Annotated in this window: 11 protein-coding genes; 6 read left to right on the plus strand and 5 right to left on the minus strand. The window is 51.7% G+C overall.

The annotated features are described in order from the left end of the window. From P8N76_28305 to P8N76_28320, 4 genes are all read left to right on the plus strand, one after another. Nucleotides 1–1077 (plus strand): hypothetical protein (locus P8N76_28305; GenBank protein MDG2385605.1); only part of this gene is annotated, 1077 nt, incomplete at its 5' end. Between the two features lie 294 nt (nucleotides 1078–1371). Continuing rightward, nucleotides 1372–4461: a HEAT repeat domain-containing protein gene (locus P8N76_28310; protein MDG2385606.1), complete on the plus strand. Its 3090-nt coding sequence runs from the start codon at nucleotides 1372–1374 to the stop codon at nucleotides 4459–4461. 10 nt (nucleotides 4462–4471) lie between these two features. After that, entirely contained in the window at nucleotides 4472–5254 is a 783-nt protein-coding gene (locus tag P8N76_28315) for an amidohydrolase family protein (protein MDG2385607.1), read from the plus strand. Next, entirely contained in the window at nucleotides 5251–6024 is a 774-nt protein-coding gene (locus tag P8N76_28320) for an amidohydrolase family protein (protein MDG2385608.1), read from the plus strand. The genes P8N76_28315 and P8N76_28320 overlap by 4 nt, the downstream gene beginning before the upstream one ends. A gap of 173 nt (nucleotides 6025–6197) precedes the next feature. Here the strand turns inward: P8N76_28320 and P8N76_28325 are convergent, their stop codons facing one another. From P8N76_28325 to P8N76_28335, 3 genes are all read right to left on the minus strand, one after another. Beyond that, the gene (locus P8N76_28325) at nucleotides 6198–7205 is read right to left on the minus strand and encodes a hypothetical protein (protein MDG2385609.1); all 1008 of its coding nucleotides are present in this window, start codon (nucleotides 7203–7205) and stop codon (nucleotides 6198–6200) included. 180 nt (nucleotides 7206–7385) lie between these two features. Then, a complete protein-coding gene (locus P8N76_28330; GenBank protein ID MDG2385610.1) occupies nucleotides 7386–8633 on the minus strand; it encodes a PQQ-binding-like beta-propeller repeat protein in 1248 nt (415 codons plus the stop codon). Nucleotides 8634–8821: 188 nt separating this feature from the next. Further along, complete coding sequence (locus P8N76_28335) at nucleotides 8822–9229, minus strand: hypothetical protein (GenBank protein ID MDG2385611.1); 408 nt, start codon at nucleotides 9227–9229, stop codon at nucleotides 8822–8824. Between the two features lie 132 nt (nucleotides 9230–9361). On the opposite strand from P8N76_28335, the gene P8N76_28340 reads away from it, so the two are divergent. Both P8N76_28340 and P8N76_28345 read left to right on the plus strand, forming a co-directional pair. Next, a complete protein-coding gene (locus P8N76_28340; protein MDG2385612.1) occupies nucleotides 9362–10654 on the plus strand; it encodes a right-handed parallel beta-helix repeat-containing protein in 1293 nt (430 codons plus the stop codon). A gap of 35 nt (nucleotides 10655–10689) precedes the next feature. After that, entirely contained in the window at nucleotides 10690–12978 is a 2289-nt protein-coding gene (locus tag P8N76_28345; protein MDG2385613.1) for a hypothetical protein, read from the plus strand. A gap of 79 nt (nucleotides 12979–13057) precedes the next feature. On the opposite strand, the gene P8N76_28350 is transcribed toward P8N76_28345, so the two are convergent. Together P8N76_28350 and P8N76_28355 are read right to left on the minus strand one after the other, a co-directional pair. Next, nucleotides 13058–14116 (minus strand): NAD(P)-dependent oxidoreductase, encoded by a 1059-nt coding sequence (locus P8N76_28350; protein ID MDG2385614.1) that lies wholly within the window; start codon nucleotides 14114–14116, stop codon nucleotides 13058–13060. Nucleotides 14117–14230: 114 nt separating this feature from the next. Further along, the gene (locus tag P8N76_28355; GenBank protein MDG2385615.1) at nucleotides 14231–15880 is read right to left on the minus strand and encodes an aldolase/citrate lyase family protein; all 1650 of its coding nucleotides are present in this window, start codon (nucleotides 15878–15880) and stop codon (nucleotides 14231–14233) included. Nucleotides 15881–15929 lie beyond the last annotated feature (49 nt).

Raw genomic sequence — 15929 nt, forward strand, 5'->3', positions numbered from 1 at the left:
ACGATAATTCTTGCTGCTGAACAGGATTACAAAGACATTCGGTTTACCCGGAAGACGTTCGCTGAGGCTCGGGCAACTTATGATCTGCTGCGGCAGGCCGATCGCATGCAAATGTTTTCCTTCAATGATAAGCACTCATTCAGCCGACCTCGCCGTCAAGCGGCGACGCAGTGGATGCGGCAATGGTTGTTGGGCGATTCAAATCCCGTGATAGAACCCGAGTTGGCTACCTTCGAAGAAAAAGATCTTTGGGTTACAGAATCAGGGCAGGTACTTCGCGAGTTTCCCGATGCAGTCTCTGTGGCCGCGTTGAATCTGAGCCGAGCGCGCCAGTTGGCTTCGGCACGTAAGGATTTCTGGCAAACGCACGAAATTTCTGATGCATTGAAGAAAGTCCGTGAATTGGCTGGCATTGCCGAAATGATCGGTCCGACCGAAATCGAACGTTGTGGTCTGATCGATCGCGGTGATTACCAGATTGAAAAACTGATCCTGCGTCGAGAAGGTGAGGTTGCTGTTCCTGCCTTGCTGACTCAGGCAGTGCCAGCGGTCGAGAAATCGCCGGTAGTTCTTTATGTGGATGGGGCGGGTAAGGCGTTTGGGGCCTCCCCCGGGGGACCGGTCGAGAAACTTGTGCGGTCCGGACAGGTTGTGCTCAGTCTCGATTTGCGCGGTTGTGGAGAAACATCTGATCCTCCCAATCCGATCATTTATGTAGCTGGCGACCACCGGCCCGCGATGTGGTCAATGCATCTGGGTAAAACGTTGCTTGGTCAACGTGTCGAGGATATTCTGGCCGCGTTGTCTTGTGTTCCACGTCTGATGGAAATGGAGGAGACAATGAAGATTGATCTTGTCGGTGTCGGGAAAGCAGGGCCGGTAGCGCTTCACGCAGCCTGCTTGGATTCTCGCATCGATCGGTTGACGCTGCGGGAGTCAATTAGTAGCTGGGTGGAAGATGTGGTAGCACAACCACGCGACCTTCACGTTATCAGTCACGTTGTGCCCTCGGCCCTCAAGTTTTACGATCTTCCTGATCTAGCGGCGCTACTTGGAGATCGATTGGCCCTGGAATGAAAAAGAGGGTAGTGAAACTCTTTGAGCCGGAAATCCGAACAGATTTCCAACAACGTCTTGAAAAAATAGATGCCTCCATTCATCTTTGTGACGGCGTTGTCCCCTCAGTGTCAACGCCTGCGGATCTTTTTCGCCCAGCGATTTCGATTTCAGTTTCCGCAAGTGAATCGTGATAAGATGGGGGTTGGCTTTGTAAGGAGTCGGCAGGCTCTGAAGGCTCTCGAAAATTTCTTGTGTGAAAAAATAGTGATGCAAATACGTTCAGATTTTTCTTGCTCCAGCCGGAGAACGCTGGTGCCTCAGGTTCGCAATATCGCGATGTGGTTAGTGGGTGTCGTTGCGATGACAGGCGCAAGTCAGCGAGCTTACTCCGTCACACCCCGTGACGTAGTTAACGAGTCACTAGAACGCGTGCCGGCAACCGCACCCGCTGATGCAGCCAATACGCTGCGTTTGCAAAATGGATTTCGAGCCGAATTGATTGCGGCTGAACCTCTGGTGACGGATCCAATTGCCATGCAATATGACGAGAACGGTTTAGGCTATGTCGTGGAAATGAACGACTATCCCTACTCTGATAAGTCGCACGACGAGTCTTGGACGGATCAAACCTCCGCTTCGATCGGACGGATCCGGGTGCTGGAAGATACCGATGGGGATGGGAAGTTCGATCGATCGACTATTTTTGCCGATAAGCTTTCATGGCCGTCCGGTATCGCTTTGTGGAAAGGAGGGCTCTACGTTGCTGCCACGCCTGACATTTGGTATCTGAAAGACCTCGATGGTGATCGTCGCGCGGATGTACGCAGAAAGGTGTTCGCCGGCTTTCGGAAATATAATGTTCAGGCGATAATCAATAACCTTCAATGGGGACTGGATCACCGCATTTATGCTGCGGGATCAAGCAACGGCGGCAGCATTTCTGCCGTTTCAGCAATCGATAACCAGGCAGACTTGAATGATTTACGTCGCGACGAGCAACCAGTTCGGTTGGGTCGTAATGACTTTTGTTTTGATCCTCGGTCCGAGCAATTTGAATTGGTTTCGGGAGGGGCTCGATTCGGTCACACTCGAGACGATTGGGGAAATCGATTTCTTTGCAATATACGTAATCCGGTGCAACAGGTTGTTCTCCCGGCCCATTACCTTGCACGCAATGCTTTTCTTCCTGTCCAGTCCGCGATCCACGATGTGGCAAGGTCCGGCGATGATCTTGCCGTTTTTCAAATCAGTCCCGCGGAACCATGGCGAGCAATCAAAGCTCGCCGATTGGCTGCCAATCAGGCTACCAAATCACCGTACGACTCAACCGTTGCAAAAGGTTTCGTCACTTCTTGTAGTGGAGTAACGATTTATCGGGGCGCTGCCTATCCTTCAGAATTTTATGGAAACGCCTTTATTGGTGAGGTTGCGGGTAACCTTGTCATGCGCTATCAGATCGACTCGATGGGGATCGGGTTTACGGCAGCTCGCGCACACGATCGCGTTGAATTTCTGGCCTCAACGGACAACTGGTTTCGACCTGTCAATTTCATCAACGCCCCGGATGGGACGTTGCACGTGTTGGACATGTACCGCGAGACGATCGAACATCCGTGGTCGATGCCGGATGATCTGAAAGCTCAGCTTGACCTGACGAGTGGTCGAGACCGCGGACGCATCTTTCGTCTGACTCCACCCAAATATCGAGCTGGGTTTCAAGAACCGAGTCCGCCGCGTCTGGGATCTGCGACCATCATCACATTGGTTGATGAGTTGGAGAATCCAAATTCGTGGTGGCGCGATACGGCACATCGATTGATCTTTGAACGCCAGGATTCTGCAGCAGTTGCGTTATTGCAGAAAAAGTTGCGACACAGTTCGCTTCCCGTTGCGCGACTACACGCACTTTGGGCGCTGAAAGGGCTGAAGGATCTCTCCTGTGAGGATCTTAAGGTGGCCCTTGCTGATACCAGTCCGCAGGTACGCGAACATGCTGTACGATTGTGTGAGTCGCAGTTGCAGCAAGAGCCCGAATTGTTACCGTTGATTCTTGCCATGGTGTCCGATGACAACAGGCGTGTTCGATTTCAAGCAGCGTTGACGCTCGGAGAAATTCAGAGCGATCAGGCGACGACCGCTCTGATTTCACTCGCTAAACAAGATGTGGCAGAGCCGTGGTCTCGCATTGCCGTGCTTAGCTCTCTTTCCGACTCGAGTGTGCCGTTTTTGTTGAACTTGTTAGAGGACACCGACTTTGGAGCAGACGAGGCCGGTCGGCAGATGATGGGGCAACTTGCGTTTGGTGTCGGTGCACGTGGTGATTGGGAGGACCTCAATGAAGTCCTTACAGCATTGGCAAATCATCGAGCTGGGATTCAGGGTGCAAAGAAAGCAGCGGTGCAAGCGTTAGTTGAGTTTGAGGTTGTGAGCAACCTTGGTATGGGGTTGCGACGAACGCGGAACAATCTAGACCATTTGGCAATCGACACGACTGCGGGTGGTCAACTGGTGAAGACGATGTTGCTGGCGGCACACAGTTCAGTGTTGTCTTCGGATCGTGAGATGCTGAATCGGTTGCAAGCCATTGATCTGGTGGGCTTGGGTGGATTTCGAGCAGCTCAGAAAAGCTTGGCGAGCTTGCTTGACGCGAGGCAGCCTGCCGAGTTGCAGCGTGCTGCAGTCCACACATTGACTGGCTTTTCCGAGCCTGACGTGGCGGGATTACTGCTAGAGAAATACGCGGTACTTACTCCTGAACTCCAAGCGGAAGTGGTGACGCGTTTGCTAACGCGAGAAGACTGGCGCCTCGCCGTGTTCGATGCTATCGAGAATCGTCTCGTCCCGGCCACACGCATTCCAGAAGTTCGGCGTCAAATCTACATGAAAAGTCCCGATCCGACCTTTCGCGATCGGGCAATCAACTTGTTTGCGGCCGATTCGCCCAGTCCGCGTGAGGAGGTCATCGCCAAATATCAGCAAGCCTTGCAGCAATCGGCAGATGCAAAACGTGGTGAGGCCGTTTTGAAGCGAGCGTGTCTCAATTGTCACCGATTGGGTGACGAAGGAGGTGAGGTAGGACCGAATCTGGCAACTGTTCAGCATCGAAGTCCGAAAGAGTTACTGGTAAGCGTGCTTGATCCAAATCGGGAGGTGTCTCCGAATTATATGCAATATCTGTTGCTCACCCGGGATGGTCGATCACTAACGGGTATCATCGCTGATGAGACCTCGACCAGCATTACGCTGCGTCCAGCGGAAGGTACAACACAAATCTTACTTCGAAATGAAATTGACGAAATTCGCAATTCTGGGATTTCCATCATGCCGGAAGGACTAGAAAAAGATATTTCGCCGCAGCAGATGGCCGATCTGATCGCATACTTGTTGAGCAAGAGGAAGTAGAACGGGGAATATGATCTGGGATCTTCATTGTCATTTGTCAGGCGTGGAGGGCAGAACGCCTGATGAACGCATTGCAACTTTGATGAAATATGCGGATCGAATGGGGATCGATCGATTGGTCTTTTTTATGGGATTCCCATTTGCCCCCAACCCGTCACCGGCTGAGTTTCGACGGCAAAACGATCAGGTAATTCAAGCGCTTTCCCATTGGCACGATCGCGCGTTTGGCTTTGCCTACATTAATCCCAATCATCTAGATGAAAGCTTGTTAGAAATCGATCGTTGTATTCGTGATGGTCCGATGGTGGGCATTAAACTTTGGGTTGCGATGAATTGTGACCATAAGAATCTCGATCTGATCGTTCGACGTGCCTGGAAATACAAGGCCGTTGTTTTTCAGCACACCTGGCAGAAGACAACGGGTAATCTTGACGGCGAATCAACGCCGAATGATTTGGTTGCATTGGCGGGGCGACATCCCGATATACCGATGATTTGTGGACATACTGGCGGTAATTGGGAACTCGGGATTCGTGCCGTGCGTCACGCAAAGAATGTTTCGATCGGAACGGGAGGATCGGATCCAACCGCTGGCTTTCTCGAAATGGCAGTGCGTGAATTAGGTGCGGAACGAGTGCTTTACGGAAGCGACATCGGAGGTCGCAGTTTTGCCTCACAGCTGGCAAAGGTTCGAGGCGCTGAGATTCCCGACGACGCCAAAAGGTTGGTTCTTGGGCAAAATCTCAAGCGAATGTTGTCCGGCATTCTGAACGAAAAGGGAGTCCGGTTTTGATTATCGACTCGAATGTTTATCTGTCTCGATGGCCTACTCGCCGGTTGCCATGCGATGAAACTCCTTTGCTGGTAGCAAAGCTGAAAGAGAATCAAGTGCAGGCTGCATGGGTGGGTTCGTTTGACGGGATTTTGCATAACGATATTTCTGCGGTTAACTCAAAACTCGTCTACGAATGCGAAACGCATGGCAAGGGATTGCTGGTGCCTTTTGGGACGATCAATCCCATGCTTCCCGACTGGCAAGAAGATCTACGGCGATGTGTGGAAGAATATGGTATGCCAGGGGTCCGACTCCATCCTAACTATCATGGCTATGGGTTGGACATTCCCGTCGTTCAGGAATTGTTCGCGCTGTGCGAGCAGCATCGTCTCGTTATACAACTGGTCCTTCGAATGGAAGACGAACGTACACAGCATAGACTGTTGCGAGTGGCAGCGGTTGACACGAAACCGCTCGTCAAAATTCTAAAGAGATACCCGGCGCTGCAGCTTGTGGTCCTGAACGGACTGCGAACATTATCGGGTGATGCAGCCGCTGAGTTGATAGCTGCTGGTAACGTTTGGTTTGAGATTTCGATGCTTGAAGGCGTCGGCGGAATAGAAAACTTCTTGAAGAATGTGCCGCTGGACCGAATCCTGTTCGGCTCCTATTTCCCGTTTTTCTGTTTCGATTCAGCGGTGCTCAAATTACGTGAATCGGAATTGGGAGGTGTCCTGGTGGATACGATTCAACAGGGAAACGCCAAGCGGCTTATCGATCCCGATTGAACACCGGGTGCTCAACAAAATGTTCACGTGTTGGGATTTGCTGAGCGATAGATCGATACGCAGTGGATCGATTTCTGAGCTCACAGGTGAAAGCGTCTGGGGCTAGAAAGATCAGGGCGGGCGGAATCTTAGTCCGCAATGGCCAAGACCCCGCCCGTTATCTTCTACTCCACTTATTTGTCGGTGGAATTCAGCTCTTTTCCGTAAAGTCGATTCGCGACGAGATAATCGCTGTTGTATTCCTCAACGGAAAGGATTTTCCCGTCCTTGAACTTGAAGACCCAGACGTAGTCGTTGTTGTAGGGGCCATATTTGGCGTCGGAATTGCCTTTTTGAAGCACGGCTACTCCGTCCTTATCAGCGATGACATCAATCGTTTTCAGGGTAATCCCATTGGGGACCGCTTTGCCGATATGGGGGAGCCACTTGGTGAAAAAGGATTCTCGGTCATAGGGCACCCCATAAGGGACGAGTGTGTCTTTGATTTTTCCCATGTACGTAAAAGTGAAATCGTCGTGTAATATTGGCTTGATCTGGATGGCGTCCGTCAGCAGATATTTGAAGAAAGTCTCAGTCATTTTTCGATTTTGTGCTGCAGCAAACCCCGGACCCTTTTTTCGCTTAAGTTCGATGGCGGGAATGGGAGTAAATTCTTTGTCGTTGATCACACGACTCGGCATTTCGATCGTCAAGGTGTTCCGATCTTTTTTGGTTTTCCTGACCGAATACTTTGACAGGGTGCCGTTGACGGTATTTTCGACAAGGGTCAATTCATGACCTTTCTTGATCAACTTGACTGTTCCGCTGTTTGACCACTGCACGTCACCATCCAGCCCGAAGCTAATCACCTTCAGTTCATCATTTTTCGCGTCTAGGAAAATGACTTCCGTGCCAGTGCTGAAATTCTTCTTGCTCGACTTGTAGTTGACCTGCCATGTTTGTTCGACAGCCGTCTTTTCCGATAACCAGCGGTAACGAATGTTCCACTCAAGTTCGCCTTCTTCCGTCGTACCTTCAAAACCTCCGAATGCTTTTGATTGACCGGTCCAGTTGCCAATGAAGGGACCAAATCTTCGCTGGAGAGTCTTATCGGCGACCGCGTGTGTAGTGCAAATGCAGATCATTGCGACAGCAAATATGATAGGAACGCTTGAGTGCAGCTTATGGGATTGCCGTTTCATTGTGGTTTTTTCTCGATATAAGGGTTGGCGTCAAGTGACTGACGATTCAATAATGCCGATTGTCTGTTTGCCCGATTTGCATATCAAGCATCGGTTGTTGACGATTTTCTGTTTGCGAGGATTTGGATTGCTCTCTTGGGTCCGAAAAGCATGTGACGCAAATTAGGAAGTGGTGCTTGCCTATCCGCCAATTCGATACAGATGGTTTCGCGTTCGTAGGAAGATTGCACCGTCGGCAACCGCCGGTGAAGCAAAGCAGCCATCGTCCAGTTGGTTTTCAGCTAACAATTGATAGCGTTGCCCCGGGGCGATCACGAATGTCTTGCCCGATTCGCTGACAATGTAAATTCGATTGTCGGCGTAAATAGGTGACGCGGCGTAGTTGCCACCAATTCTCTTCCGCCAGATCGAATTGCTTGTCTTGGCGTCACGGCATGTCAAGACACCGTTGTCGTGGATGCAGTACAAGAGACCGTCGATATACAGGGGCGAAGGCCGTTGAGGAACTCCCTTTTTCAGACGCCAAATGACCCCGGTGTCGGTGATGTCACCTCGGGCCGTGGGGTTGATTGCGAGCATCTTGGCATCGATGCAACTGGTCGTTAGGTAAATGATGCCGTTCCCCAATACCGGGCGAGCCGTGGCAGAATCACCCAGAAAGCGAACTCGCCAAAGTGGATTGCCATCGGCGGGATTGTAAGCGATTGCCGAGCGTGCCGCCGTTGTGACAAGTTGCTTCGATCCATCGTGGCTGATCAAAAGCGGTGTGCAGAATGATTTTTTTCGTTCGCCATTGTCCGAGTTGTAGGCAATATCTCGCTGCTGCCGCCAAATCGTCCGGCCGGTCTTTTTGTCCAACGCAATCAGAAACTGAATGTCCATGCCATCGAACTGCAAAACCAATTGATTGTCGGCCAGGATGGGTGATGAACCTGGGCCGTGTCGGTGATCCACAACCAGGTCGTTGCGGATCCAACGGGTCCGGCCAGATGTTGTGTCGAGACAGGCGGTACCATAACTGCCAAAGTGGACATAGAGATGTTCCTGGTCGATCACCGGTGTGGGGGATGCGTGGCTATTTTGTAAATGGGTCGGCTGCGGTGTGACATTCTCGAACAATTTGCGATGGTGAATGATTGATCCCGTTTTGATGTCGATACAGATTGCGTCGAGCTGTTGTCCTTCATTGCGAGCCGTGGTCAACCAAAGTTGGTCTCCTCGGATGACAGGCGACGAATGTCCTTTTCCAGGAATCGAAATCTTCCAAGCAATATTGGTTTGCTCATCCCAATCGATGGGGGCAGATTGCTGGTGAGCGTGGCCGTCTCCACTCGGACCACGAAATTGCGGCCAGTTTTTCGCTTCGTCATTGCTCCGAGTGGTCCCGGGAAGAATCGCCATTAGGAGGCCGATAAGTAGGGATGACACAGTTGCCTCCTAGATTAGCTTGTATCCAACACGTAGTTGGACAACATGGATCCAAAGTGGACGAGTGAAGTTGAACACGAATGCTTATTGTAGCAAACTGGATCGTGCGTACCGAGGAGTATTTCGGTTCGAGCACGGTACGGGGGTACGCTTGTCGTGCTCATTAAGATGGACGGAGCCGATCCGGGTCAGGGTTTCTGTTTGAATCGAAGTTCCGTGCTCGGACGAACAACGTCGTTGGTGAAAAAGGACACAAATCCTTCTTGTTCAACCTTGCCAACTTCTATTTCAGCGAGTTTGACGATGGGAATCGATACGGCGCCATCAAGGGTTGATTGTCCTACTCGTTTTGCGGCTTCGGCTTGCAGAGGTGTGAAAATCAGACGGCAACTATCCGCCAACTTGAAATGGAAGTTTGCACCGTCTGCTTTGAGATCCGAATTCGCAATATCCTCGGGCGGTTTGCTGATGTCGACGATACTCGCAATGCGACCGGCAGGAAGGGAGAACTTTCGAATTCTCTTCGGGCAATTCGGTCTTCTTGTAATTATCATCAGTAGCAGATCTGCCACGGCTTTCACCTGGTGTTTTTTCATGCGGTATACTAGTCGTCTTGGAGTCGAATCCACAACGCAAGTGATTGCTTGAAATGGAGACGGCGCCCCGATGATGTGGTGTGCTCTTTCCTAACAACGATAACGTCATTTCAACTGCACGAGTGTTTACCCATGTTCAGTAAAAATGTTCTGTTGACGAGACTCATTTTGTTCCTGCTGGTGTACTGCCTCTCGGATTCTATTTCTGCACAAGAAGGCGGCCGACGTCATCCTGAAAATGAGCTTCAGTCGCGTCCGGCCATTCGCATCAGCGTAGGCAACTCGAATGCGGATATTCTTGGGAACGATAATCGGGCTCTCCAAGCTGCTGTCGATTACGTGGGGAGTCTCGGGGGCGGGACAGTTGAAATTCGCCCGGGTGAATACTTGATGAGAGATTCGTTGCACTTGCGCAGTCGCGTCACGGTTCGAGGGGCTGGCGAAAAAACGGTTTTGAAGAAAGACCGTGAATACCGCACACCGTTGGTTCTCGATGGAGATTTTGGGGAAGCGGCAATTACGGTTCGGGATACGGATGGTTTCGAGTTTGGTCGAGGTGTTTATGTTGCGTCGAAAAAACAACGGAACTTTCATGGTGTTTGTGCCACGATTCTCAATGGAAAAGGCAACTATTTTACCTTAAGCCGCCCCATGAACGCGGATGTCATGGTTGCGGATGGTGGTTTTGCAGCGACGATTCACCCTGTCATCAGTGGCTACAATCTTCAAGATGCGCGGGTCGAGCGACTGACCGTTGATGGCAATCGGGCAAATAATCCGACGAAGGTGGACGGCTGCCGCACGGCGGGTATTTTTCTCTACCGGGGTGACAATTGTGTGATTCTCGATTGCCAAGTACGCGACTATCAAGGGGACGGGATCAGTTTTCAGCAGTCGAACGACGTCAAGGTGGATCAGTGCATTGTGACGAATTGTGCCGGCTTCGGACTTCATCCCGGTAGTGGCTCGCAGCGTCCTGCTGTCACGAATTGCCGCGCGACCGGTAATGACGAGGACGGCTTCTTTTTTTGCTGGCGAGTTCGCGGTGGTGTCGCTGAAGGAAACTGGTTGGAGGGAAACGGTGGTTACGGCATGTCGATCGGGCATAAAGACAGTGACAACTTTGTCCGAAACAACACCATTGTGGGAAATAAACAAGGTGGTGTTTACTGGCGAAAAGAAACGCAGCCGATGGCCGCTCACAACATTACCTTTGAAAACAATCAGGTTCGTGACAATATTGGCTGGGGACTGTTTGTTGATGGAGCGACCAACGGCACAATCATTCGAGACAATGTCATCGAAGATACGGGGAGCGGCAGACAGGAGACTGGTGTAGTGATTGGTGCTGAAGTTCGAACAATTGCCATTGAAAATAATCAGATTAAGGCAAAAGTACAGTTGTTGGATGAAAGAACCAAGTGATGAGCGGATACAGCAAATTTTCGATGAGAAATAAGATGAAGGATTGTCAGCGAAAACGGGCTTCGGTGTGGTGGGTGCAACCAACACCGATCATCGGCCTAATCTGCGGTTTGCTATTGTTTCTCCGTGTCGGCTTTGCTCAGCAGCCGGACGAAATGAAGGCGAAGCAGCCGGAACTGATTGGAGTTCCGGCTCGCTATCACATTGATGTTGAACGCTATCGGTTTGGTCAAACCAACGTTGACGACCCGCATTTCTATCCGATTCCACAGGACAAGGTCAGCCGCGACAGTTATAGGCAATGTATTGACGCGATGAATCCCAGCCAGATCGCCAGCAATCCTCGGCATGGGATGAGTGGGCCTCAAGTATTCCTGCCGGTTTTGGCCAAATTTGCTCAGACCGGCGAGCGGAAGTGGTCAGATGCCTGCATCGCGATGTTGCGTGATTTTCATGAAGCGATGAAGCGGCAAGTCAGCGACCGAAAATGGTTTTGGCAATTCGAACATCCTGCGGCTTTGATTCCCATTTATCGCGAGCAGCTTCTTGCCCAAAGTGCGATGCAAGCGGATGACGAATGGTTTCGTGAATTATGGTTATTTTACTGTCGTAATCTCCACGTATGGGATTCCGAGCCGGTTGAATGGCGAGGGGCCTGTCACCGCTCGATGCCGGAAGGTTATGCGAAGGGGCGAGCCGCCGCCTGGTATCCCGATATTCCCGAAGCGAAACAATGGGCCCACTATTCGCAACTGGTCTTCAACGACTTTTGGCGAATGAAGGACGTCCCGCAAAACGATACGGGCTACATGATGGGGCCGTTAATCATTTTGGCCTGCGGAGCAGATCAATGGACGAGCGATGACCGTGCCTACACGGATCCAGGAGTGAAACGATTGTGGGAACGGCTGCTGGTTGAAGTTGGTCCGGATGGGTTGATCAATCCGTACGGGCCGAATGGAGGCTGGAATAGCACAGCCGATTATCGAATCGCGATGTTGGAACGCCTTGCTGCCAAAACAGGAGACGGTCGCTTTCGTTTTGCTGCGGCTAAGTTGCTGAATTATTTGCGTTATCAGTCGAACGATGTCGCTTTGTCCAATGGTGATTCGTCTTACCGGATTGATGCTGGTGCGAATTGGCTGATCGCGCTTGCCTATCTATTTGCTGATGACTCTGTCAAGCCAGTCCAACCATCTCCGGATTCACTTTGGACGACACGCGTCGAGGCGATACGGATTCCGCACACGAACAAAGAAGTCACCGAACGTTTGCTGGGAAACGCGGATCCGCGTGAAAACTTTGGTCATATCTGTTGCAGTTGGTATTTGACTGGGAAGGAATGGCCGGACAAATTGGTCCTGCGAAGCGGATGGGGAAGGGGAGATTTGTTCGGTCTCATTGAGTTACACCCCACAAGTTTTCCAGCAAATCCTGGCGGAATCATGGGGCTGAATCGATGGGGATCGCCGTTCACACAGGTTGTTACTAGCAAGGGTGCGTCTGTCGAAAATCGCCTCCTGATTGAGGATGTTGACTCGACGGTACAACGACGATTTCATCCAGAAAAAATGCGGATCAACGAGTTCTGGCGATCTCGCGAAATGCCTGATATTCAGTCAGAAGTTACCTATTTCAAGGAAACAGCTGCTGCAACTTACGCAACGATTTGTGTTCGTAACATGGATGGCTTGCCGGTCAACTATCGACGCGAGATTGTTTTCGTAAAGAATCGTTTTTTGGCAACGCGGGAATCAGTAGCATTCGAAGAAAGTTTTTCTGCACGAGTGGCGCCGTTATGGAATACTCATAACATTGGCCCTCAGATCGGAAATCACTGGGCCAATACGTTTGTTCACCAACCGGTAGCTGCAAATGGAACGCGCAGTGCGAAATCGCCGCCTGTTGATTTGCTTGTCTGGTTTGCTCCGCGAGATGATTGTCGACTGCAGATGGTGGACCGACTTGTTGATGACCCACGGGCAATTGGTTGTCCTAATCAAGTTCGTTATGTTTGGCAGGGACGCCCTCAGATTGGCGACGAACTGGTTTTTACTCAGGTTTATTATCCGCATCGACCTTATCGTTCACTTCCCATTTCGAACAACCCAAATCCCAACACCAAAGCTGCCTATGAGAATCGGATTCAGGCGACGGCACATGCGTCAGGCATTGAAGTTGTACGAGATGATGCCCAAGCCTCCGTGCTGCGATTGGAGTTAGAACCCGATCATGTTGAGTGGGTCGTTTTTAATCCAACTCACCAAAAACAGAGGCTGGGCCAAGCGGAAACCAGCGCCGAGTTATATTATCTGAGCGAGTGATGCGGAGAGCATATAGTCCCTGGCCAATTGGACTGAAGACGGAAAAGGCACTGTTCGTTTCAAAATATGAATTTCTGTTTTATTGGTGGGCAAGCTTGGCTTGCTCCCATTTGGTCATGAAGCTCGGCTTGTCAAAGACCTCGGGATTGACGGCCCCGGCTGGACGGCGGCCCAGAGAAAGGTCGAGTAGAGACTGACAAGCAGTTCGGCCAATGTCCCGGAAGAGTTCCTCTGTCCAGGCGATTGAATGCGGTGCGAGGATTACGTTCTCCAGTTCGCTTAGGCGGTGAGGCGAGATGACGGGTTCATTCTCGAAACAATCGAGTGCGGCGCCGGCAATGTGATGGTTGGCAAGTGCATCGTAGAGCGCGTCCTCGTCCACGATGCCGCCTCGTGCCAAATTCAGCAAGTAAGCACTCGGTTTCATGAGTTCCAATTCTTTGGATCCGATGAGTCCCCGTGTCTGATCACTGAGTGGACAGTGGAGTGAAACAAAGTCCGAACTTGCGAGCAGTTCTTCCAAACCCACCTGTCGCGCGCCGGTTTCAGCGAGAGTTTCTGCGGATACAAATGGGTCGAATGCGATGGGCTGTCGCATACCAAAGCCTTGTAATAGCTCGACAAGTTTTTTCCCGATACCGCCAAGTCCTACGACGCCGAGAGTTCGATCGCGAAGTTCGCAGCCCATGTGGTGGCTGCGTTCATCCCATTGACCGGTTCGAACGAGACGATCTTTTTGCAACATGTTATGGGTCAGGACTAGCATCCAGCCAATGGTCGCTTCGGCGACAGGCCGATCGACCGCTCCGGGAGTGATTGTGACCAGCACATCATTTGCGGTGCAGGCTGCTATATCGACCGTGTCATAGCCAACTCCGAAGCGACTGATCGCCAACAAATCCTTACTGTCAGCCAGTGAGTTGGCTGTTACCTTGGGAGTCAAAACAAGTGCCGCGTGATAGCCTGCGAGTTGGTCAGGGGTGATTTCGCCGCGATGCTCGCTGAATTTCGCAAGACCGATGTGATCGTGCCCTTCGAACTGATTGAGCCCGAGGTCTGCATAGCGTGGCTCACCAGCTTCGTTGTAAAAGTCGGCTGTCAGAGCGATGTTGAATGGAGAAAGGCTGGGTTGTGTCATAAATTCGTTTTCTTCTCGGAGCTTACAGATTGCCACCGTAATTCGTAGCACATTTGAATTTGTAGCACACTTGAGTCGCAAAATGGAGCCGTGGGCTGGTCCAAAACGGGAACTCTAGCAGATCGGTTCTCGTACGAAACCAGGACGGATGACGACCCGTTCAGGCATGGGGCCGGCGTAGACCCAGATCATTTCCATCAATTCATCTGACTCATTGGTGAAATAGTGAACCCTACCACGAGGAACCATCGCCGTGTCACAGTGAGCGAGTGAATATTGTCGGCCTTCGACCAAGCAGTGGGCGCTACCTCGAATAATACAGATTGATTCGTCAAAATCATGCAGGTGATCGGGCAAGCGTCCGCCTGGGGCAATACGTGCGAAACCACCGCTCATTTCAATTCCAGGCAGCAAATCGGCATTGAAGTAATCAATGAATTCTACGCCTGGGCCGAGACCGCCGGTGCGTGTCGTGGTGGCAAACCGAGTGACTCGCTCGAACCCAGGCTCACCGCAGGAGTCGGCTGGCATATCGTTTGAGTTGAATGCCCGAGTGACCAACTCGCGTTCGGGGACGCTCATCGCGAGTGTAACATGAAGACGTGCCACGTGATTTGGATCTGGATTACGGGCTTGATGGGGTAACCAGCGTGGAATCGTGATGTTGTCGAGCGGCTTTAAATGGTAAACCCGACCGTCCACAGCTATTTCTGCAGCGCCCTCCAGCACCGTGATTGATTCACCGCACGGATGCGTGTGGTAGGGGAGGATTGCCTCAGGCTGTGCCGTTACGATGCCCGTCATCAGTTGCCGAGCGCCATTGAATTCACCCACCAGAACATTCAGCATGACGCCCGGTGCCAGCTCGACGCTTTCCTGATCGCCGACGGAGCTGACAGCTTCGTTGCGATCAGGGGTGCTGCCCTTGGGAGGTTCCGAGAGTGGTAAGCGGACCTCCCGACCATCGGCCGGATCGAGGCTAGGGGCAGCTGATCGATCGCGATCGACAGCCTGAAGGGCTTGGTGAATCGATCGAAGCAGTAAGCCATTGTCAGCACCGACACCCAGCATTTGGAATCCCTGCTCTCGCCGTTCGACAAGATTGTCGATACTGGTTGTCATCACGCCACAATGTTTACCTGCTGCTCGGATTGTGTCTTTTAATTGGAGAATCTGTTCGGCAATGCCAGGGCCTTCCCATTGCCCTCGAAAACCGGCGGTGGCAGAGAAGTCGGCAGGTCCGAAAAACAGCATGTCCGTGCCGTCGAGTTCACACATTGCGGGTACATTGGGGATGGCCGCAATGCTTTCGATCAGTGGGACGACTATCACGTGTTCATTTGCTTCGGACGTATGTTCGGCAAGGCATTGGCCCCATGCGGTCGCTCGCTCGCCGCCAATGCCTCGCCGGCCTTCTGTGGGATAACGACAGTCGCGGATCGCTGCTTCGAGTTGTTCGACGGTTTCCACCCAGGGGATTACGACACCATCGGCGCCGATGTCGAGAGCACGCTTGGTGAGAGAGGTGCTCCGTTCAGCCAACCGAACCAGGACGACAGTGTCGCTTCGCAATCCGGCTCGGATGTGTTCATTAATCTCTTTCCAGTCGAGATATCCGTGCTCGGCATCGATCACGACCCAATCCATTCCGAGGGCAACCGCCATCTCCGTGATGCTTGCGGATTCGAGCGTCACCCAGAGTCCATAAACGGGCTCGTTCTCTGACAGTTTGGTTCGAAAGCGTCTCAGTGCCTGTGTCTTCATGATTTCCTGACTGTTTCATCGGGTGTTGGTGTGCTGCTGGGGGGGGGCT

Source organism: Pirellulaceae bacterium (genome assembly GCA_029243025.1).
GTDB lineage: Bacteria > Planctomycetota > Planctomycetia > Pirellulales > Pirellulaceae.